At 34.5% G+C, this 18874-nt stretch carries 22 protein-coding genes and 1 other RNA gene; 16 read left to right on the forward strand and 7 right to left on the reverse strand.

Annotated elements, in window-relative coordinates; translation table 11 throughout:
• The first annotated feature begins 90 nt into the window (after positions 1-90).
• From ACIR131C_RS22790 to ACIR131C_RS0114255, 3 genes are all read left to right on the forward strand, one after another.
• A complete protein-coding gene (locus tag ACIR131C_RS22790) occupies positions 91-324 on the forward strand; it encodes a PDDEXK family nuclease (protein ID WP_231395467.1) in 234 nt (77 codons plus the stop codon).
• Between the two features lie 158 nt (positions 325-482).
• Complete coding sequence (locus ACIR131C_RS0114250; protein WP_028090743.1) at positions 483-1598, forward strand: AAA family ATPase; 1116 nt, start codon at positions 483-485, stop codon at positions 1596-1598.
• Entirely contained in the window at positions 1595-2560 is a 966-nt protein-coding gene (locus ACIR131C_RS0114255) for a hypothetical protein (RefSeq protein WP_028090744.1), read from the forward strand. Before ACIR131C_RS0114250 ends, ACIR131C_RS0114255 begins: the two co-directional genes overlap by 4 nt.
• A gap of 7 nt (positions 2561-2567) precedes the next feature.
• Here ACIR131C_RS0114255 and ACIR131C_RS0114260 read toward each other — a convergent pair whose 3' ends face one another.
• Positions 2568-3296: an ABC transporter permease gene (locus tag ACIR131C_RS0114260; protein WP_028090745.1), complete on the reverse strand. Its 729-nt coding sequence runs from the start codon at positions 3294-3296 to the stop codon at positions 2568-2570.
• Positions 3297-3762: 466 nt separating this feature from the next.
• Between ACIR131C_RS0114260 and ACIR131C_RS0114265 the strand changes: the two genes are divergently transcribed.
• Positions 3763-4842, forward strand: a complete 1080-nt coding sequence (locus ACIR131C_RS0114265) for a glycosyltransferase family 4 protein (protein WP_028090746.1) — start codon at positions 3763-3765, stop codon at positions 4840-4842.
• Between the two features lie 365 nt (positions 4843-5207).
• Here the strand turns inward: ACIR131C_RS0114265 and queF are convergent, their stop codons facing one another.
• From queF to ACIR131C_RS0114285, 5 genes are all read right to left on the reverse strand, one after another.
• Complete coding sequence (gene queF / locus ACIR131C_RS0114270; RefSeq protein ID WP_028090747.1) at positions 5208-5624, reverse strand: preQ(1) synthase; 417 nt, start codon at positions 5622-5624, stop codon at positions 5208-5210.
• A gap of 77 nt (positions 5625-5701) precedes the next feature.
• The gene (locus ACIR131C_RS0114275; RefSeq protein ID WP_028090748.1) at positions 5702-6124 is read right to left on the reverse strand and encodes a hypothetical protein; all 423 of its coding nucleotides are present in this window, start codon (positions 6122-6124) and stop codon (positions 5702-5704) included.
• A gap of 147 nt (positions 6125-6271) precedes the next feature.
• Positions 6272-6685 (reverse strand): phasin family protein, encoded by a 414-nt coding sequence (locus ACIR131C_RS0114280; RefSeq protein ID WP_028090749.1) that lies wholly within the window; start codon positions 6683-6685, stop codon positions 6272-6274.
• A gap of 25 nt (positions 6686-6710) precedes the next feature.
• An RNA gene (gene ffs, locus ACIR131C_RS24680) (signal recognition particle sRNA small type) lies at positions 6711-6807 on the reverse strand.
• Positions 6808-6844: 37 nt separating this feature from the next.
• Positions 6845-7111 (reverse strand): YciI family protein, encoded by a 267-nt coding sequence (locus ACIR131C_RS0114285; protein ID WP_028090750.1) that lies wholly within the window; start codon positions 7109-7111, stop codon positions 6845-6847.
• Positions 7112-7333: 222 nt separating this feature from the next.
• Here ACIR131C_RS0114285 and ACIR131C_RS0114290 point away from each other — a divergent pair, with 222 nt between their 5' ends.
• The 3 genes from ACIR131C_RS0114290 to ACIR131C_RS0114300 all read left to right on the forward strand — a co-directional run bounded on the left by ACIR131C_RS0114290 (position 7334) and on the right by ACIR131C_RS0114300 (position 8945).
• Positions 7334-8104: a glycoside hydrolase family protein gene (locus tag ACIR131C_RS0114290; RefSeq protein ID WP_028090751.1), complete on the forward strand. Its 771-nt coding sequence runs from the start codon at positions 7334-7336 to the stop codon at positions 8102-8104.
• A 183-nt stretch (positions 8105-8287) separates the two neighbouring features.
• A complete protein-coding gene (locus ACIR131C_RS0114295) occupies positions 8288-8590 on the forward strand; it encodes a hypothetical protein (protein ID WP_028090752.1) in 303 nt (100 codons plus the stop codon).
• A complete protein-coding gene (locus ACIR131C_RS0114300) occupies positions 8571-8945 on the forward strand; it encodes a type II toxin-antitoxin system PemK/MazF family toxin (RefSeq protein ID WP_028090753.1) in 375 nt (124 codons plus the stop codon). Before ACIR131C_RS0114295 ends, ACIR131C_RS0114300 begins: the two co-directional genes overlap by 20 nt.
• A 278-nt stretch (positions 8946-9223) precedes the next feature.
• On the opposite strand, the gene ACIR131C_RS0114305 is transcribed toward ACIR131C_RS0114300, so the two are convergent.
• Complete coding sequence (locus ACIR131C_RS0114305; protein ID WP_028090754.1) at positions 9224-10450, reverse strand: RuBisCO small subunit-like domain-containing protein; 1227 nt, start codon at positions 10448-10450, stop codon at positions 9224-9226.
• Positions 10451-10590: 140 nt separating this feature from the next.
• Between ACIR131C_RS0114305 and ACIR131C_RS24685 the strand changes: the two genes are divergently transcribed.
• From ACIR131C_RS24685 to ACIR131C_RS0114350, 9 genes are all read left to right on the forward strand, one after another.
• Positions 10591-10749 (forward strand): hypothetical protein, encoded by a 159-nt coding sequence (locus tag ACIR131C_RS24685; RefSeq protein ID WP_196811768.1) that lies wholly within the window; start codon positions 10591-10593, stop codon positions 10747-10749.
• Between the two features lie 182 nt (positions 10750-10931).
• Entirely contained in the window at positions 10932-11075 is a 144-nt protein-coding gene (locus ACIR131C_RS26085; protein WP_196811769.1) for a hypothetical protein, read from the forward strand.
• 2 nt (positions 11076-11077) lie between these two features.
• Entirely contained in the window at positions 11078-12460 is a 1383-nt protein-coding gene (locus ACIR131C_RS22795) for an AAA-like domain-containing protein (RefSeq protein WP_051347569.1), read from the forward strand.
• Positions 12461-12490: 30 nt separating this feature from the next.
• Positions 12491-13054, forward strand: coding sequence for an AAA-like domain-containing protein (locus tag ACIR131C_RS23955; RefSeq protein WP_028090755.1), 564 nt, complete (start codon positions 12491-12493; stop codon positions 13052-13054).
• Positions 13029-16541: a WD40 domain-containing protein gene (locus ACIR131C_RS23960; protein WP_028090756.1), complete on the forward strand. Its 3513-nt coding sequence runs from the start codon at positions 13029-13031 to the stop codon at positions 16539-16541. Before ACIR131C_RS23955 ends, ACIR131C_RS23960 begins: the two co-directional genes overlap by 26 nt.
• Positions 16542-16753: 212 nt before the next feature.
• On the forward strand, positions 16754-17128 hold the full coding sequence (locus ACIR131C_RS0114335; protein WP_028090757.1) for a hypothetical protein: 375 nt from the start codon (positions 16754-16756) through the stop codon (positions 17126-17128).
• 202 nt (positions 17129-17330) lie between these two features.
• Positions 17331-17612, forward strand: coding sequence for a hypothetical protein (locus ACIR131C_RS22810; RefSeq protein ID WP_035372137.1), 282 nt, complete (start codon positions 17331-17333; stop codon positions 17610-17612).
• 165 nt (positions 17613-17777) lie between these two features.
• Entirely contained in the window at positions 17778-18179 is a 402-nt protein-coding gene (locus tag ACIR131C_RS23965; RefSeq protein ID WP_051347570.1) for a hypothetical protein, read from the forward strand.
• A gap of 127 nt (positions 18180-18306) precedes the next feature.
• The gene (locus ACIR131C_RS0114350; RefSeq protein WP_155963124.1) at positions 18307-18699 is read left to right on the forward strand and encodes a hypothetical protein; all 393 of its coding nucleotides are present in this window, start codon (positions 18307-18309) and stop codon (positions 18697-18699) included.
• The last annotated feature ends 175 nt before the right edge of the window (positions 18700-18874 follow it).

Raw genomic sequence — 18874 nt, forward strand, 5'->3', positions numbered from 1 at the left:
TCCCATACCTTCTCTCTTCAATCTTATACTCTTTTTGTCTCATTCTTAAGTTAAACTACTATACCACCAGATTTAGCGATAGAAATTGATGTGACATCAAAAACAACTCTTGATGCTTATGAAGCGATTGGAGTTCCAGAATTATGGATATATGATAGTGGTAAATTGGCTATTTATTTGTTGAAAAATGGTAAATATATCCAATCTGATCAAAGTCCCTATTTTGAAGATATAGCTATTACTCAGATTATCCCTAATGTGATCAAAAGGAGTTGGGAAGTAGGCAGTTTTCAGGCTTTAGAAGAATTTGCAGTAAAAATATAATCCATATCAATGTTATGCATTGGTATTGTAATGACTCTATTCTCAATAGACAATGGATTTTACCTGGGTAAAACGCAAAGATTGTAAAGTTTTATTGCAGGATTCAACACTTGTGGTATAATTCCAATATGTAATATTTCTCAAGGAAGAAAATTCACATGAAGTTACTACAAGTTCAAGTACCAGATTTCCGCGTTTTGAAAGATGTGGATATTAAGTTTGATAGAAGGTTTGTCCCTAATATCTTTCCTTTAGGAAGTCTCAATGGAGGTGGTAAAAGTACACTTTTACAATTAGTCTTTGTGTTATTACATTGCTGCACAGATCCAGAAAGACACCATTATATAGAAAATTTACTACATGGCTTTACAGTTAATGATGATTCTAGTGATAGAGTATTAGCTATTATCAAGATTTGGGATGGTGAAAAAGAAGTTGAAATTGAATTTGAATTTCTAGTTTGTAATAAAACTTATTATGAGAATATATTAAAACATGAAGAAAATATAATGTATATCTGTGATTACTCTTCACAGGTGCATAACAAAAAGAATGAATATTTATTATGCAAAAATAGTCATAATTTAGAGGCATACAAAGCACAAGCCTGGTTAAATAAAATATCCAATAAAATATTCTTAGCGGCTCCAATTAGTCAAGTTTTTCTATTTACTTCTCAAAAGTCCAGAAGCCTATTATTTCAACAAAATGGTGATAGAGAATACGATTCAGATTTAAAATTATCTAAATCAAAACTACCAGGATTTTTCACTTATGATTTTGCTCCGGTAGATTTATTAATTAAAGTATTCACAAGTGCTAGAGATGAAGATTTTAGAACTGCTATTGAAACTGAAGGTGAGTATGGTAAGCGATATAAAGAATTATTAGGTGAGTTGAATTTATTGTTAGCCAATAAAAAAGTGAATATTTCTACAGATTTCTCCAAAATCACCTTCAAGTTAGATACAAATGATGGAAATATTGAACTTTGTCCTGAAGATTTAAGTCATGGTGAATTAAAAAGATTGACCATTTACCTATGGATAAAATATAATAAAATCGAAGATGCTATTGTTCTCATGGATGAAATTGAAATAGGATTTCATCCAGATTGGCAATATCGAATAATTCCAGATTTAGAGCAATGGTCTCCTAGTAATCAATATATTCTGGCCACTCACTCCTATGAATTATGTCAGGCACTTACACCTGGCCATGTCAGGGAACTAGAACCAAAACTTATCAAATCAGATAATAATATTTCACTATGAATACTTATCAAGAAATACTCATACAACATTGTAAAAAAATTCTTGGAGATAGAAGAATTAGGAATAAAATTGTTGTTTTATGTGAAGGTCAAGGCAGTATTTTAGATGATAAGACAGTAGCAAATTATGGAAAAATGGAGCAGTGGCACGATGCCTATTTTTATAGAAAATGCGTTCCAAACACATGGACAACATATATACCAATATTTTTTAATTGTAAAGGTAGATCAGATGTTATACAGACCTATTTTAAGCTTTTGGAATTGCATGAAGAAGATGCTCAACAATCTTACTTAAATCCTAATAAGCTATTTGCTATAGTTGATTTAGATTTACAGTCCCAAAATATTGATAATTACCATTTTTCTAATACGGAGGAAATTTTCTTAAATCTTTATCAGCAAGGTCAAGTTAATGAAGAAAATGCAAAAAATCATCGCATTTGGGTGACAGGATTAATTCACAAAGAATCATATTTTATGATACCCGAACTGCAAGAAGTCTTTAATAGTCAAATAAACTCTCCAATGTATAATGGTCAAAGTGTTATTCTTGAAGATATTTATATTACTATGGCAGATGCTATTATTAATAGCAATGATTTAAACAATAACTTATCAACCGTCTTTAATCGCATTAGTAATTGTTCAGGATTAGATTGTACAGATTTAGAAAAGTTACGCGATTCCTGGAAAGAACAGTTTGAAAATTCTCCAGATGAAACACACAAAAATGAGTTAATTTATGCCTTATTAATGCTTAAAAAAGTTAAGGATAACAAAACTCAAGAGCATTATTGGGAAGATATTAAACCACCAAGTGATTGGACTAATACAGAGGAGGTATTTAGGGATGAATTATTAAGGCAAATAGCTAAATTTTACTCAGAACAGAGTAATTGTGCTAAATATCATATTCCTGCTTTCATGCAAGTTTTAAAACATTTTTCTACTTTGAATTGATTTTTTCCTATTCTCTCCTTTCCCCCGCAGTTCTAATCAATTCCCCTATCAAAGCCACAATAGCAGTTGTAGAAATTAACATCACACTTAAAGCATTAATATCCGGTTTAACTCCCGTTCTAATGCGGCTAAAAATTTCCATTGGTAAGGTATTAGTCCCACTTCCCGCAGTAAAACTAGCGATTAAAAAATCATCTAAACTCAAGACAAAAGCCAATAAACACCCAGAAATAATTGCCGGCATTAATTGAGGTAATAAAACTAAAATAAAAGCTTGTATTGGTGTTGCACCTAAATCTAATGCTGCTTCTTCTAAATGAGGATTAATATTATTCATGCGCGAAGAAACCACCAAACCCACATAAGATAGACAAAATACAATATGGGCAGCGATAATAGTCCAGATACTCAAAGGAATAGCAAAGGCTGATAAACATACTAACGTAGAAACAGCGATCGCAATATCAGGAATTAATAAAGGTAAATAAGCAATTCCCTGATATAATCTCTTGCCAGGAAAGTCATAACGTGCTAACCCCACAGCCATTAATGTTCCCAAAATTGCGGAAACTCCCACAGCACAAAAACCCACCAATAAACTATTATATAAACCCGATAAAATCCGTTCGTCACTAAATAATTTACCGTACCATTCTAAGGTAAATCCTTGCCATTTAGCGCTGTAAGGTGACTGATTAAAGCTATAAAAAGCCAGTACCAAAATAGGTAAGTACATAAACACAAATACCACCAGCGCAAACACTACTAGCCATGAAACACGCGGTTTTTTAATTTGTTTGTATATATTCATGTCGCCTAATATACCTAGTATTTGCCGATCATATTATATGACAATATGGTTCTCTGAGAAAAAAAATAGACAATTAAGACAATTAATCATCTTTTTTCCTGGTCTTAAATTAGTCTAGCCAATGTATGGCATTATACTATTTTTCCCTTCTATTGCCAGCGCCAAATCCCAAAAATAACTATTGTACCATGTGTATTATGTCTAATTTATTCCTCAAGTATCAGACATTTACATTACCTCAGATAGACAAAAAATATCAAATATAAAACATAAGATCTAATAGTAATTATAAATAAGGATGGTTTGGTATTTTTGGCTATTTCTCTGTTAGTTATTTCATCTATTCATCAACTAACTAGAAGTAGAAAACTGATATTTTAGGAGATTGATCATGAAAATTGCTCAGGTTTCTCCATTGTGGGAAAGAGTACCACCACCAGCTTATGGTGGTATAGAGTTGGTAGTAAGTTTATTAACTGATGAATTAGTCCGTCGGGGACATGAAGTGACTTTATTTGCATCAGGAGATTCTTTAAGTTTAGCTAAGTTAGTATCAGTTCATCCCCGCGCTTTAAGGTTAGATCCTACTATTAAAGAGCCTGGTATTTATGAGATGTTACTGTTAGGTTTAGTTTATGAACAAGCAGAAAATTTTGATATCATTCACTCTCATGTAGGACTAGGATCACTAGTTTACGCCAATTTAGTCAAAACTCCTACAGTTCACACTTTACATGGAATTTTTACTCCAGATAACGAGAAAATTTTTAAATATAGCAAAAAACAGCCTTATGTTAGTATTTCTAATTCTCAGCAAGAACCCAGATTAGGCTTAAACTATGTAGACACTGTTTATAATGGTATTGATGTTAGTAGTTATGAATTTTATCCTCAACCAACAGAACCACCTTATTTAGCTTTTTTGGGAAGAATGTCTCCCGAAAAAGGACCCCATTTAGCAATTGAAATTGCTCAAAAAACTGGTTGGAAGTTAAAAATAGCAGGTAAGGTAGATGTGGTAGATATGGAGTATTTTACGCAAAAAATTAAACCACATATTGATGGTAAGCAAATTGAATATTTAGGTGAAGCTAATCATATCCAAAAAAATGCCCTCATGGGTGGTGCTTATGCGACTTTGTTTCCTATTACTTGGCGAGAACCTTTTGGTTTAGTTATGGTAGAATCAATGGCATCAGGAACACCTGTAATTGCTATGCGACTGGGTTCAACACGGGAAGTTATTGTGAACGGGAAAACCGGTTTCCTTTGTAAGAATGTGCAAGAATGTATTAATTCTCTTGACAGGGTAGCTGATTTAAATCGTTACGCTTGTCGTCAATATGTGGAAGAAAATTTTAGTGTTCAAAAAATGACTGATGGTTATGAAGTGGTTTATCAAAAACTAATTGCAGAAAAATTAGCGCAACAAAATGGTTATTTACGTAATAGTAATACTCTAGTTAAGTAGGTTGGGGTGAAAAATTGTCGTTATGACAAGGGAACAGGGGACAGGGAACAGGGAAGAGGGAAACTTTACTTTTCGTTACTTACGTCGGTTTTTTTTCCGTTCACCTACTTAGTTAATAATCAATTAGATACAGCAGTTCCCGGTATTATGAAGTACAGATATTAATAATAAAACTCTTGTGGTGCGGGCATCTTGCCTGCACAAAGTGTACTTCACTCAAGCTAAACTTGCTGTATTAATGATAACAATCTTGTGGTGCGGGCAAGATGCCCGCACAAAGTGTACTTCATCCTGATGGTAATAAGCTGTATCTGTTTTTGATCATCCTTGTAGAGACGTTCCATGAAACGCCTCTGCTTCTTTATTTAAACACCTTTTTGATGTTTAACTTCAACCACTGTATGTACATTTCCACGGGGGGTAAAATCGGTTTTTACAGTCACTTCTAAAGGATCACAAGCTGCAACAAAATCATCTAAAATTTGATTGGCTGTTTCTTCATGGGAGATATAGCGATCGCGGTAACTGTTAATATAAAGTTTGAGTGCTTTCAACTCTACCACCCGTTGATCTGGAATGTAACTAATATAAATGGTCGCAAAGTCAGGATAACCGGAAAACGGACATTTACAAGTAAATTCTGGTAAGGTAATATTAATATCATAGCGTCGTCCGATGCGGGGATTCGGAAAGGTAATTAGTTTCCCTTCCGCAATTTCCCGTTCACCATATTTCATTTCTTGAATGTCTGGGGTTAGGGTTTCAGGTGCAAAGTTACTCATTGTGTTAGTCAAAAGAAATGTAGAGATTCACAATTATTAACTTAACAGTTTTTAACATTTCTCCCCAGATTGATAGCTTAATTACTCAGCTTTTCCCAGTCTGGACAATTTTGATCATCCCAACCATGGGGGTGCATAGCACAAACTAACAAGTTACCACCATAAACCTGTCCGTGATAGTGGCTACAACCAATACAAGCCGCATTTTTTTCTATTGTAGCTTCTACTGCATAGGGAAAGCCGGGATCTACATCTTCAGTGATGTCTTCTAGTTCCCAGTAAATTTCCAGAATTGGTTCGGCTAAGTCTTGTAAAAATTGTTCGCGCAACCTAACGAAGTTATCAACATCTGCTACATAAGTGCTTTCTACTTCTTCAGTAATTTCCTCTGCGAACTCAAAAAAAGCATCTACCATGTCATTCATTCCCAGGAAGAACTTCTCTACTTCATCAGCCACGGTTTCGATCATGTCTATTAAGTCTTTTTGCCACTGTTCCATAAACTTAAAGCCCTTACTGGCTAAAAACATGAAGCTTAACGCCATCAGGCTGGAATTGCTAGAGTACACGGTAAGTAATTACACTTAAAACCACTTGGGATATTCTGTGATTTTTTAGAATTGACTGTGAAGGTAAAAAATCGTTTTTTACGGTTCTCTTTGCAGCCTTTTTAACTCTTCCTGTAGTTCTCGCACTTGATCCCGCAGCTGATTTACATTATCGCCATAATCTCTATTATGATCTTTATTTTCTTTTTTCGCCTCTTTTCCAGTTGCTTCTTCGTCATCCTCTAGGATATCTATGCGACGCGGTTCGGAAGGAGGTGTCTTTTGATACGCTTCTCCAGGTACTGAGTCATGTTGAGCTTGCTTCATCATATCCTCGACGAAGCGGCGAGCTTCTTCTGTGTTCATCTCGCCTTTAGCCACCATTTCATCTGCTAATTTTTGGACTTGCGATCGCAGTTCGGCTAATTTCCCCCCAGCCTTTTCACTGGCGTAGGAGGCTAACCCAACACCGAGATAAAAAGCTTTTTGTACAATATCTCCAAAACCAGGCATTGCTACTGAAAGCTCCTACAAGTAAGGCGACCCGGAGACTACGCCTACCACAAGCATCCCTTATTGCTGCTACCTTCCGGTCCTGACAAGGTTTGGGCGTTGAAGTTGCATAGATCCAGGTCTTTGATCATCATAACACGAAAATTCAGAATTTGTATATTATTCCAAAACAATTTCCCATTGAAATAGTTGATAATTGACACAATCGTTCTGTATCAAGGGGTCAGCGGTTACTATTGCCTGTGCTTCATCCATTGACTCAGCCTCAAATAACATCATACCACCACCTTTTTGCGCCCAATAACCTGTTTTGGCTTTGTGTCCTTTCGCAATTAATTGTTGTACGTAGGCTTTGTGGGCGGGTACATATTTGTCAAAGGTCGCCTTATCAACCTTACCAGTTTCAATTTTGACAAACCAAGCCATATATTTGGATGGGATTTTCAATTAGTAATTTTTCGTTGATCACAAAGTATCATAATTTATGATCATATTCCCGCTAATTTATATACTTTTATAATTTTGATAACTTATGTATTTTTTTGTAAAAATCGTTGTCAGATCATATAGTCACACTGTACAATCAACTAAGTCAGGTCTCATTTTCAATTACGAAACTGATCAAACTAAAGTTACCAGGATACCGTTATGCCTAGTAAATTAAATCTCAACACTGGTGAAATCCTCAAACAAGGTGCAAATGGCGCAAAAGTTCAACAACTACAAGAAATCTTAAAAGCACTCAATTTCGATCCGGGGACAATAGATGGTGATTTTGGCAACAATACCATCAAGGCTGTCAAACAGTTTCAGAGTCAAAATGGGCTTGAAGCAGATGGAATAGTCGGAAAAAATACTCAGAATGCTTTAAATAATGCTCTTGACCAATTAACAACAAATCCAGTATCATCCCCACCTCCTCAAACAGACGGTTTTGGTGGTGTCACCGGAAAACTACCACTGCCAGCAATTCCGCTGATCAAAAAATTTGAAGGTTGTTATTTAAAGGCTTATCCAGATCCCCGAACTGGTAATTTACCTATCACCATTGGTTGGGGTTCTACAAAAAAAAGAGATGGTAGTAACTGGAAATTAGGTGAAAGCATCACTCAACAAGAAGCAGATGATTTATTGATGCTTCAGCTAGAGAATAGCTATCTCCCACCTCTGCAAAAAATTCCTGTTTGGGATGAGTTAAATGCTAACCAACAGGGTGCTTTATTAAGCTTTGGTTATAACTTAGGTGCTAATTTTTATGGTAATTCCCGTTTCCAAAGTATGACTAGAGTTTTGAGAGATAAAAAATGGGATGAAATTGAAGAAACTTTTCTAAAATACAGAAATCCTGGTAGCAATGTGGAAGTAGGATTAAGACGGAGAAGACAGGCAGAAGCTGACCTATTTTTAACTCCAGTTTAAGCCTACATTGCTATACTAAATTCAAGCCATGTAGCCGTAGGGTGCGTTCCCTAATGCAAGTCCTACTGCTCCACCAATAGATTTTTGGGGAACGCACCATGCACATTGATTGAATCTGTGAGTTTAAGTGCGATCGCCAAATATTATAAAGTACAATAAAAATACTTAAACAAAGGGCTAAAAATGGTCAAATCAACTTTGTACACAACAGCAAAAGTCCTACCAGGAAATAGAATTGAAATTCAATCTCCAGATCTGACTGTAGGACAAACTGTTGAAGTAGTTATTTTGGTTGAAGAAGTTAGTTCTCATTCTTGTACCACCGAAGATATCTCTCCATCCTTAAAACAGCGTCTTGCTTTTCTGAAGTTACCAATGACTGAACGTAGGAATATTCTCGAAAGTCAAGCTGATATAATGCTCTCTCACTATCAACAAGATTCTGAATGGCAAGAGTTAATGGCAGGTGACATCATTGAGTATTAACCCTGATCTGCCAAAACGTGGAGAAATTTGGTTAGTCAACTTCGATCCTACTGTTGGTGCAGAAATCAAAAAAGTGCGTCCTGCTGTCGTCATCAGTTCCGATTCAGTAGGAAAGCTTCCTATCAAGCTTATTGCTCCTATTACAGACTGGAAAACATATTTTTCATCAAATTTCTGGCACGTTAAAATTGAACCTAACAGTATCAATAGATTGAATAAATATTCTGCAATTGATACTCTTCAACTAAGGGGGGTGGATTTACAAAGGTTTATTCGTAAATTAGGAAGCATTTCTGAAATTACAATGCTGGAAATTATAGCTTCCATTGCTACTGTAATCGAATTTGAAGTCTAACAAATCATTGCACCCGACCGTGTGTTAGATAACTCGTAATAATGTAGTGTAATATCATGTCCGCGAAATTAGTTACGATATGGAATGTGCCGAGTTGTTGTATCCCCAAATATCAGCATTATTTTTATCGTAAGTGTTTAAGCGGACATGATATAATATGAGCGATCGCTATCAAAAATTATCCGCTTTAGCCTTTAACTATTTATTCACGTTATTCACGACATTACCATGAATCACTTATCTAAACTCATTATCGCTGCTACAACCATAGGATCATTTTACTTGCTATGAGGACGTTGAATAATTGTTTCTACTACTCGTCGTTTTGCTTGTGGATCAATTCCTACTAGACGCACATATTCACCCCTATATTCAGATAAGCAAGATTCTAAATTAGAAATAGCATCGGCATGGGCATCAATATTAAAAAAAGAACCGCAACTTTGCCAAGAACCTGTACGAAAACGTCTTTCATCAATGTGTTCAATGCCAATTTTATAACCTTGAGCTAAAATTTGTCGAACTTGTTCTTGAGTTTCTAAACTTAAATGATTGGCTTGATTATTGATAGGTTTACTAACTGGAACTTCGACAACAGGAGCAGCAACTTGATAACCTTTACCTCGATTTAAACGATTATATTCATCAACTAAATGGGAATTTTCCACCCGTTTTTGTTCACTAACCATAAATTTACCCGACTCAATTAAATGAGAGAGAGTAAAATCTGGCTTTTTAAATGCTGGTGGTCCCTCCAAACTATTGACAACTCGCAAAGAGACATTTTCAAAACCGATTTGATGGATAAAATTACGAATTTGCTCATCATAAATCCGGGAACGCAAAGCACTAAAAAAGTCAATAGATTGTTGGGGAAAAGTATCAACTAATTGTGAAATTTCTGCTTGTGAAAGTCCATCTTCGGTAAAAATTCCCCCCACAATTCCTATTCTATCATCTCGGTTAGGTTCCCAATAAAATTTCTCCATTCTCCCATCACGAATTAATGGTGCGTAGAGGGTAGAAAAATCATTTCCTGTGACAATAATCGGGACACGACATAAAGGATTTGAGTCATAACTTCCTGGTAATTGTACATCTGTGGGATTATCAGCAATATTCATCAATGTAGCATTTACTAATTGAGTATTTACTGTATATTGAGTTCCTTCGTCAAAACGTCCCGCACCCGCATCTAAATCATTAATCATCAGTACGCACATTTTCCCCCGGACTTTGATTAATTCTGCTGTTTCTCGATATCGTAACCGAATTAACCGCGCAGGATCTCCAGCGTCTGGACTTTCTAATTCTCCCCCAGATATTAAAGTTACCCCGATACCCATTTTTTCAAAAACTAACTCACATTGAAAGGATTTTCCTTCTCCTTTGCGGCCATGAATACCTAAAATTAGAGGAACTCGAATCCCAGGAAGGTTTAAGAAGTTTTTGGTGATATGTACTGCAAGTTTATCAAGAAAACTAGGAGCAATGTAGTAACTCATAGAGTTATTCCTGGTGATGATTTATGTAAATTAGTATATATTATATATTTTTTTGGTAACGATAGTCAATTAAATGGTAAATTAAGTTTGTCAGTTCGGAAATTATTTTACTTCATTTTCATTAGGTTCTAATTCTCACTATGAATGATCCATTAATTACCATTTCTCAGTTATTAGATACAGATTTGGAAACACTCAGAAAAATCAGTCGAGAAATTTGGTTGACTCATTATCCTACAACTATCAGCAATGAACAAATCGAGTATATGCTAGATATAGCAATCCTAAATGATACGTGAGAGTTCAATAAGACTCAAGTGCTTATAAAACAAGGATTTTTATCTACGTATTTTCTCAAGGTTGGGGTAGGATTGCTATATCATTAACCTTACAACAGGTTTATGCCACAATTTTCTACTATCTTCATAACAAAGAAGAGGTTGATGAGTACCTTACGAATTGGCTAGAGTGGGGACACAAAATGCGAGAAAAACAAAAAAATAATCCCCCGCGAATTTCTGAAAAATTGCGTCAACTTCGAGCCGAAAGAATAACATTAGGAAAATCCTATGCAAATCAAGTATTTGATGATAGAATTATTATCAGTCTATTTACCAGTAAGTAGTGATGAACCAAGAATTATTTGAACGTATTTATGAAGAAGAATTGACCCCAATTCAAAGGAGAATTTTACACCGGATCTTAAAAGGCAAATCACATAACGCAATACGGGGAGATGTAACGGTTTGGTTTGACCGCAAAGTTTATGCAGGTAACGAAAGAGATAAACTTCCTAGAAGTAAACGCACAATACTAGAAGATTTAGAATCAGGTAAAAAATTAATAGATCAAAGTAACTTATCTCATCATTTAAGAACAATTTGTGAACAATTTGAATCAGTTGATTTACAAGAAGTAATAAAACAATTTGTTAGGTATCGTCCTCAATTAGTTTCATCTACAACCCTAAAGCAATTTGAACTATTAGAAACCACACAATTTCCATCTGGTGCAACTAACTCTCTTTATTATCAATATCGCCATCCTATAGAAGAAAAATGTGAGAGTTATATTCAAAAAGTGGCAGAAGAAGCTATTTTATTACGGATTAAAGCTCCTGCTCAAATGGGTAAAACATCACTAATGAACCGATTATTACATCATGAATACATAAAAAATATCAAAGCAAAAGTTGTCTATATAAACTTAGATGATGCTGATGAACAAGTCTTAAATAAAGATATATTTTACCGATGGTTTTGTGCCAATGTCAGCAACCAATTAGGATTAGATATTAACGACTATTTAGAAAAACAGTGGCAACCATTTTTAGGTAACAATGTTAATTGTACTAATATTTTTGAAAAATTCATTTTTCCCAATTGTCAAAATATCATTTTCTTAGGTATTGACAATCTGCATAGAATTTTTCCTGACCGCAAATTACAAGACTTTCTGCTTTGGCTAAGAACTAGACATGAAAATGCTAAAAATAATCAAATATGGCGTAAACTAGCATTTATTTTAGCCTATTCTACCGATAGATATCCTTTATTTCAGTTAAATTTGTCTTCATTATATAATGTAGGTAACCCACAAGAATTAAGGGAGTTTAATACAGAAGAAATTCAAAATTTATCTTTAAAGTACGGTCTTAACTGGCAGCTTATTCAAGTGAAAAGTTTACAAGAAATAATAGGTGGACATCCTTTTTTAGTTAGGTTGGCTATGTATCATATCAGTCATGAAGAAATGACATTAACACAAATCTTAAGTAAAGCTGCTACTAATGAAGGAATTTATAGTAATCATTTAGGTAGATTACTGAAAATTATTCGTGATTCTCATCTTACAGAGAGTTTAAAGAGAGTTATTCATAGTTTTACCCCAGTTCAATTAGATCCAATAGAAACCTTCCAACTATATAGTATTGGTTTAGTCACAAAAAAAGATAACAAAGTTGAACCTAGATGTCAGCTATACCGGGAATATTTTACTACGTTTCTTTAGAAACTCTATTTATTATCGGAGGATAGAAAAATGGGTAGTTCATTCTATAAAGTTGGAGGGACATTACCAACAAATAGTCCTAGTTATGTGATGAGAACAGCAGATACAGAATTACTTAATTTATTAAAGCAAGGGGAATACTGCTATGTATTTAACAGTCGTCAGATGGGGAAATCTTCAATTAAAGATCAAACTCAACATAAGTTAAAAAAAGAAGGATTTTTTTGTATTGACATTGACCTACAAGGTATTGGAACTCAACTTACTCAGCAGGAATGGTATGTTTCATTTATTTACAATCTCTTGAATGCAATTTCTTTAGAACAGCAAATAGAAATAGATTTAGGTAGTTGGATAGAATCAAGATCATATCTATCACCTAGTCAATTGTTAAATAATTTTGTTTTCCATGAATTATTAACTTCAGTTCAAAAGAAAATTGTAATTTTCATAGATGAAATTGATTGCTCATTTAGTTTACCATTTCGAGATAATTTTTTTGCCTTAATCAGATTTTTTTATAATCCAGAGAAATCAAAATATAAATTACCAAAGATTAACTTTCTGCTTGTTAGGAGTAGCGACTCCAGGTGACTTAATTAAAAATCCAGTAGAGAGTCCTTTTAATATTGGTAAAGCTGTGGAATTAAATGGCTTTGAGTTTCATGAAAGTTTAGTTTTGGCTGAAGGATTAAAGGGATTAGCTAGTAACCAAAATGAAACATTAAAACAAGTTTTATATTGGACTGGAGGACAACCTTTTTTAACTCAAACTGTGTGTGACTTATTAGTTAAGTCAGATATTGAAGTATCTGAGGGAAAAGAAAAAGCAACTATTGGGCAATTTGTCTATTCTCAAATTATCAATAATTACCATGACTATCAACATTTTGATCAAATTAAAACTAGATTGATTGCTAATGAAAACCGGGTTGGAAAATTATTAGAAATTTATCAATATATTCTCAAGCATGGAACTTTTATGGGTAAAGAAAAAGAATTTGAGTCAGAACTAAGACTGTCTGGTTTAGTAGTTAGAAGGAATGGAGGTTTAGAAGTTTTTAATCCTATTTATCAAGAAATTTTTAATCAAGATTGGGTTGGGGAACAGTTAGATAGTATACGACCTTATTATCAGTCTTTTAATTTATGGTTAAATTCTGGTAAAAATAAAGCTTATCTATTAACCGGAGAAGTTCTGATTCACGCGTTAGCTTGGAAACAGAATAAAAGTATTAGTAAAGATGATGAAGAATTTTTAAGTGATAGTAAATTAACTGAACAGTCCCTTGAATTTGGTAAACAACTCGCAATAGAAAATGAAGCAAAACAAATTTTAGAGCGTGCTAAACAAGCAGCAGAGCAAGATAGAAAGATAGCAGAACAGGAAAAGCAAAAAGCCCGCAGGTTATTAATTGTTTCTATAACTGCTAGTTTATTAGTATTAACTGGTACATTAATTTTTGCGTTTATCCAAGGTACTAAAGCTGAAAGGGAATCTCAAAAAGCTAATCAAGCAAACCGGGAGTTAATTAATACAAAAAAAGAACGAGATAGAATTGGAAAACAGATAACTCGTGTGAGTCAAGAACGCAGTCAAATCGAGTTACGTGCCAAACAAGCAAATCAACAATTACTTTTTGTTCAAGGTAATTTGAAGCAGTTGGAAATAGATAGAAATAAAGCTCAACAACAGGTTGAAGAATTTCAAGTACAAAAAACAGCTTTAGAACAAGAGCGTCAGGTGATTTTAAAACAAAAGCAAAAAGCGGAATCTGAAAATCAGAAAAATCAAAATGAGTTAGGAAAAATTGAGCTTAACCTGCAAGTGAATCGTCAAAAACTAGAACAGTCTGTCAGAAGTTTACAAAGAGCAGAACAATTGCGACAAGTAGCTATTAAGGGAACACAATTAGAGCGAGAAGGAACTAATATCATTCGCAGATTTTTATCAGATACAGAAGATCAAATTACGCTTTTAATTGAGTCAATGAAAATTGGACAAGAGTTAAAACAATTAGTTGGAAATAGCAGTTTAGATCAATATCCGGCTATCAGTCCTTTAAATGCTTTACATAATATCCTAGATTATAGCCGTGAGAAAAATCGTTTTGGTGATATTCCTTACACTTATAAATTTGTAGTTATTCCTAATAATCAACACCTGGCTTTTATTTCCACATTTGGTGATACAACTGATATTACTGATTTGCAAGGTAATCTAATAACTCGATTAAAAAGTGAGTTTGGGAAAGATAGTGTTAGGGAAGTAGCTTTTAGCTCAAAGGGTCGGATTTTAGCGACTGTTGCTATGGATAACACTACCAGAATTTTAGATTTTGATGGTAAATTATTAGCTGAGTTTAAAGTTTTTGAGGAAGTTCTTAGGAATAGTTATGGTTTCTTTTTTAGTCCACTTTTAAGTATGGTTTTTAGCCCTGATGCTAAACTTTTAGCTACAGGAATGAGAAATAATACCATTAGACTTTGGGATCTTAAAGGCAATTTAATCAGAGAATTTAAAGGACATAAAGGAGGTGTAAATAGTGTAGCTTTTAGTCCCAATGGTCGATTTATTGCTAGTGCTTCAGATGATAATACGGTTAGACTGTGGGATCTTAAAGGCAATTTAATCAAAGAACTTAAAGGACATCAACAAAGTGTTAAAAGTGTAATTTTCAGTCCTAATGGTCAATTTATTGCCAGTGGTGCAAATGATAATACAGTTAGACTTTGGGATATTAAAGGCAATTTAATAGAAGAATTTAAAGGACATCAAAAAGGTGTAAATAGTGTAGTTTTTAGTCCTAATGGTCAGTTTATTGCTAGTGGTGCAGATGATAATACGATTAGACTTTGGGATCTTAAAGGCAATTTAATAGAGAAATTTAAAGGACACGAGCAAAGTGTTAAAAGTGTAGCTTTTAGTTTAGATGGTCTTTCTATCTTTAGTTCCTCAGATGATGAAACTGTTCGTGTATGGGATCTTCAGAGCAGTTTTATAAGAGAATTTAAAGAACACTGGCCTAATGTTAGAAGCATAACCTTTAATCGGGATGGTAATTTAATTGCAACTAGAGAATATGCACAGTCGCCAGTTCGTAAAGGAAGCATAACCTTTAATCGGGATGGTAATTTAATTGCAGCTGCTTCAGAAAATCAAGCTGGTCGTGTTTGGGATCTTCAGGGTAATTTAATAGTTAAACTAGAAGGAGATCAAGATTGGGTGACGAGTATAGCATTTAGTCCAGATAGTCAGTTGTTATTTACGAGTTCATGGGATAAAAAAATTCGGATTTGGAATCGTCAAGGTAGTTTAATTAGAGAATTTAAGGCTTATGACGATGAGATTAACGACATGGTTTTAAGTCCTAATGGAAAATTGATTGCGACCGTTCCCATGGGCGATACTGTAAAACTTTGGGATATTAAAGGAAATTTACTAAAACAGTTTAGGTTTAAAAAAAATATATTTCTAACTATAAATTTTAGTCATGATAGCAAACTTTTAGCTATGGGTTTATCGTGGGCAGGTGGTCGTTTAGAGGGTATTCAAGGTAAAGATTTGGTACTGGCTGTAGTTTTAGATATTGAAAGAAATGTAGTAGTCACAAAATTAAAAGGACATAAAAAGGATGTTCGTAGTGTAGCATTTAGTCCTGATGATCAACTTGTTGCTACTGCTTCAGAAGATGGTACAACCCGTGTTTGGAATCTCAAAGGTAATCTAATTAGAACGTTAAAAGGACACGGAGGAAGTGTTAATAGTGTGGTATTCAGTCCTGATGGTCAACTTATCGCTACTGGTTCAAATGATAGGACTATCCGACTTTGGGACTTGAAGGGGAATGTGGTTAGAGAATTTAGGGGACATCGCAGGGGTGTCAGCACTATAGCTTTTAGTCCTGATGGTAAATATCTTGTTTCCGGTGCAAGTGATGGAACGGCACGATTATGGCGTGTAGAAACACTAGATGAATTGCTTGCACGGGGATGTCATCGGCTGAGTGATTATTTTATCTCTCACCCCCAAGATTTAAAGGAATTACCTGTGTGCGAAAAGATATTACACACCCCTTGAGAAAAAATCTATAATTGTTCCATTTTTGTGGTCTTGATTGAAAATTTTTTCATGCACTTATGGAATTTAGCTAATCCACTTGATTTTTTTTCAACAGTTACAGTGATATCAGAACTAATTAAGAAATTAATTCAATTTGTCTAGTCTCCGCAAAAATCAATGCTTTAATTATGAGCAAGAAACGAAAATATAAATCAGGAGGAAAAATTACTATGAACAAGTTTCATACATTATTGGTGGGTACAACAGCAATGGTTTCTATGCTTGGCTGGAATGTAAATATAGCTCAAGCACAATCTCTACCAGCATACTGCACTGGATCGGCAATTGGCGCGTTATTTGGTCTAGCGATAGGAGCTAATCCTACAGCAGCAGCAAACTCAATTCCCGCAGAATGTAGGCAAAATCAATATGCACCCCAAAATCCTTCTTTCCCAAGGGAAGGATATTATAGACAGAATCCTCCCCGCAATGGATCGCAGCAAAGATTTAAAGAAGAAATGGATTCTTATTGGCGCAAACAACGAGAACTTGACCAAAAAAGTCTAGGTGAAAGCAATTGTCTTGCTTCATCTGAGGGATGCTAGTAGGTTAAGATATCCTATCTTCTAGGTTGGGTGACATGGGATTTTTCTTCACTCCAACCTAATTTCTACAAGTTTTTTTGTCTGTTAATTTGTAAAAACAATCTTTTAGGTTTTAGTAATTAAGGAGATTACCATGAACAAGTTTCATAAATTGTTGATAATTACTAGCGTAATAGGATCTATATTTGGGTGGAATATTAGCGTGACTCAAGCACAATCTAATCTTTCTCAAAGTGAATGTAAAAATGATTCTTCCTTCAAAACTGCTTATGATAGCGGTTGGTCAGATGGTTTTAATCTAGGTAAACCCAATAATTCTTATCAAGGTGAAAACCGTAGTCGCTGCTACAACATGGGTTTTTCAGATGGATTGATGACATCTGCAAAAAGAGACTCAGATGAGAATAGTTTATATATATCTTGTCTTGCCAGTAGACTAAACAATCCTAGTCGTGTGTGTCAAGAGCCGAAAATCAAGTTTTAGTTGTAGGTTGGGTTAACTAAAGGAAACCTAACACCATTCTTTGTTTTGTCGGTTGGGTAATATGATATTTTTCTTGATCCCAACCTAACTCACTTTCAATTTTTCCTATCTATTAATTTGCAAAAACTCTCTTTCTTTCAACTTTTAGTAATCAAGGACATTACCATGAAAAAGTTCCATAAATTATTGATTGGTACAACGGTCATAGTTTCTATGTTTGGTTGGAATGTAAATATAGCTAAAGCGCAATCTCGTACTACATACAGATGTTATCGGGATAGCGAGGGAACAACTAGGCTGAAACCCAGTATTCCTGGTTCTGTAGTCCAAACAGGAGGTTGCTACATTCCAGTATCTTTTGGTCGGTGTGTTGCAGCTAAACCAATTTTTAATTTCCCTCTACCTGGTAGACCTCCTAATCCGTCAGGATTCGATCAATGTACTACGGTTTCACCTAAAGTTATTGAAGATTCAGCCACAGGTAAAAAATACTATTTTCTTGAAGATGGTCTTCCTGGAGGTATGAATGGTGAGAAATATGGCACTGGTGTTGTTTTACAAAAATAAGTGGAATCAATCAATTCAAAGTTCAACATTTAATAGAATCACCCACATTTGCCTATTGATTTGTGCTGTAGGATTGACAATCCTAGATAAAACTTTCTCTTACTGTTTAGTAATTAAGGAGATTACCATGAAAAAGCTGCATAAATTACTGATGACTACTACCGTGATAGTTTCTATATTTGCTTGGAATATTCACAGCAGTCAAGCACAAAATAGCCCCAAATTAATTGCTACTTATAATTCAACTAAGAATGACAGTGATGTAGGAATAAAGCAAGACTGTATTTCGTTCTTTTATGACAGTGGGGATTTTCTAGAAAAATGCTCATCTTTCATTAACAGTGGTTACACCCGTCCACGTACAAGAATTACCAATATAGAAGGTATTTGGAAACGTACGGAAGATTTAATTTATGTTCGGGTGAGAAGTTCAGCAGGATTATCTGGTGAGAGAAAATATCAAATAACTCCAGATGGTTTGCTAAATTTGGACACAGGTACTCGTTTAACCAAACAATGAATTAATTGACCAAGATAGCGTAATGTGAGCGATCGCCTGTAGGTTGAGTGATATGGGGTTTTTCTTCACTCCAACCTAATGTCTATGAGTTTTTCTTGTCTGTTAATTTGCAAAAACTCTCTTTCAGTGTTTAATAAATTAGGAGATTACCATGAAAAAGCTGCATAAATTACTG

The organism is Dolichospermum circinale AWQC131C (genome assembly GCF_000426905.1).
GTDB classification, from domain to species: Bacteria; Cyanobacteriota; Cyanobacteriia; order Cyanobacteriales; family Nostocaceae; genus Dolichospermum; species Dolichospermum circinale.

Coding starts and splice junctions, on each gene's coding strand:
- ACIR131C_RS24685 (WP_196811768.1), top strand. CDS start 10,591: ATGAATGATCCATTAATTACCATTTCTCAGTTATTAGATACAGATTTG.
- ACIR131C_RS0114265 (WP_028090746.1), top strand. CDS start 3,763: ATGAAAATTGCTCAGGTTTCTCCATTGTGGGAAAGAGTACCACCACCA.
- ACIR131C_RS0114260 (WP_028090745.1), bottom strand. CDS start 3,296: ATGTACTTACCTATTTTGGTACTGGCTTTTTATAGCTTTAATCAGTCA.
- ACIR131C_RS23965 (WP_051347570.1), top strand. CDS start 17,778: ATGAAAAAGTTCCATAAATTATTGATTGGTACAACGGTCATAGTTTCT.
- ACIR131C_RS0114275 (WP_028090748.1), bottom strand. CDS start 6,124: ATGGAACAGTGGCAAAAAGACTTAATAGACATGATCGAAACCGTGGCT.
- ACIR131C_RS0114280 (WP_028090749.1), bottom strand. CDS start 6,685: ATGCCTGGTTTTGGAGATATTGTACAAAAAGCTTTTTATCTCGGTGTT.
- ACIR131C_RS26085 (WP_196811769.1), top strand. CDS start 10,932: ATGCGAGAAAAACAAAAAAATAATCCCCCGCGAATTTCTGAAAAATTG.
- ACIR131C_RS0114295 (WP_028090752.1), top strand. CDS start 8,288: ATGGTCAAATCAACTTTGTACACAACAGCAAAAGTCCTACCAGGAAAT.
- ACIR131C_RS0114285 (WP_028090750.1), bottom strand. CDS start 7,111: ATGGCTTGGTTTGTCAAAATTGAAACTGGTAAGGTTGATAAGGCGACC.
- ACIR131C_RS0114250 (WP_028090743.1), top strand. CDS start 483: ATGAAGTTACTACAAGTTCAAGTACCAGATTTCCGCGTTTTGAAAGAT.
- ACIR131C_RS22795 (WP_051347569.1), top strand. CDS start 11,078: ATGAACCAAGAATTATTTGAACGTATTTATGAAGAAGAATTGACCCCA.
- ACIR131C_RS23955 (WP_028090755.1), top strand. CDS start 12,491: ATGGGTAGTTCATTCTATAAAGTTGGAGGGACATTACCAACAAATAGT.
- ACIR131C_RS0114335 (WP_028090757.1), top strand. CDS start 16,754: ATGAACAAGTTTCATACATTATTGGTGGGTACAACAGCAATGGTTTCT.
- ACIR131C_RS0114350 (WP_155963124.1), top strand. CDS start 18,307: ATGAAAAAGCTGCATAAATTACTGATGACTACTACCGTGATAGTTTCT.
- ACIR131C_RS0114305 (WP_028090754.1), bottom strand. CDS start 10,450: ATGAGTTACTACATTGCTCCTAGTTTTCTTGATAAACTTGCAGTACAT.
- ACIR131C_RS0114255 (WP_028090744.1), top strand. CDS start 1,595: ATGAATACTTATCAAGAAATACTCATACAACATTGTAAAAAAATTCTT.
- ACIR131C_RS0114290 (WP_028090751.1), top strand. CDS start 7,334: ATGCCTAGTAAATTAAATCTCAACACTGGTGAAATCCTCAAACAAGGT.
- queF (WP_028090747.1), bottom strand. CDS start 5,624: ATGAGTAACTTTGCACCTGAAACCCTAACCCCAGACATTCAAGAAATG.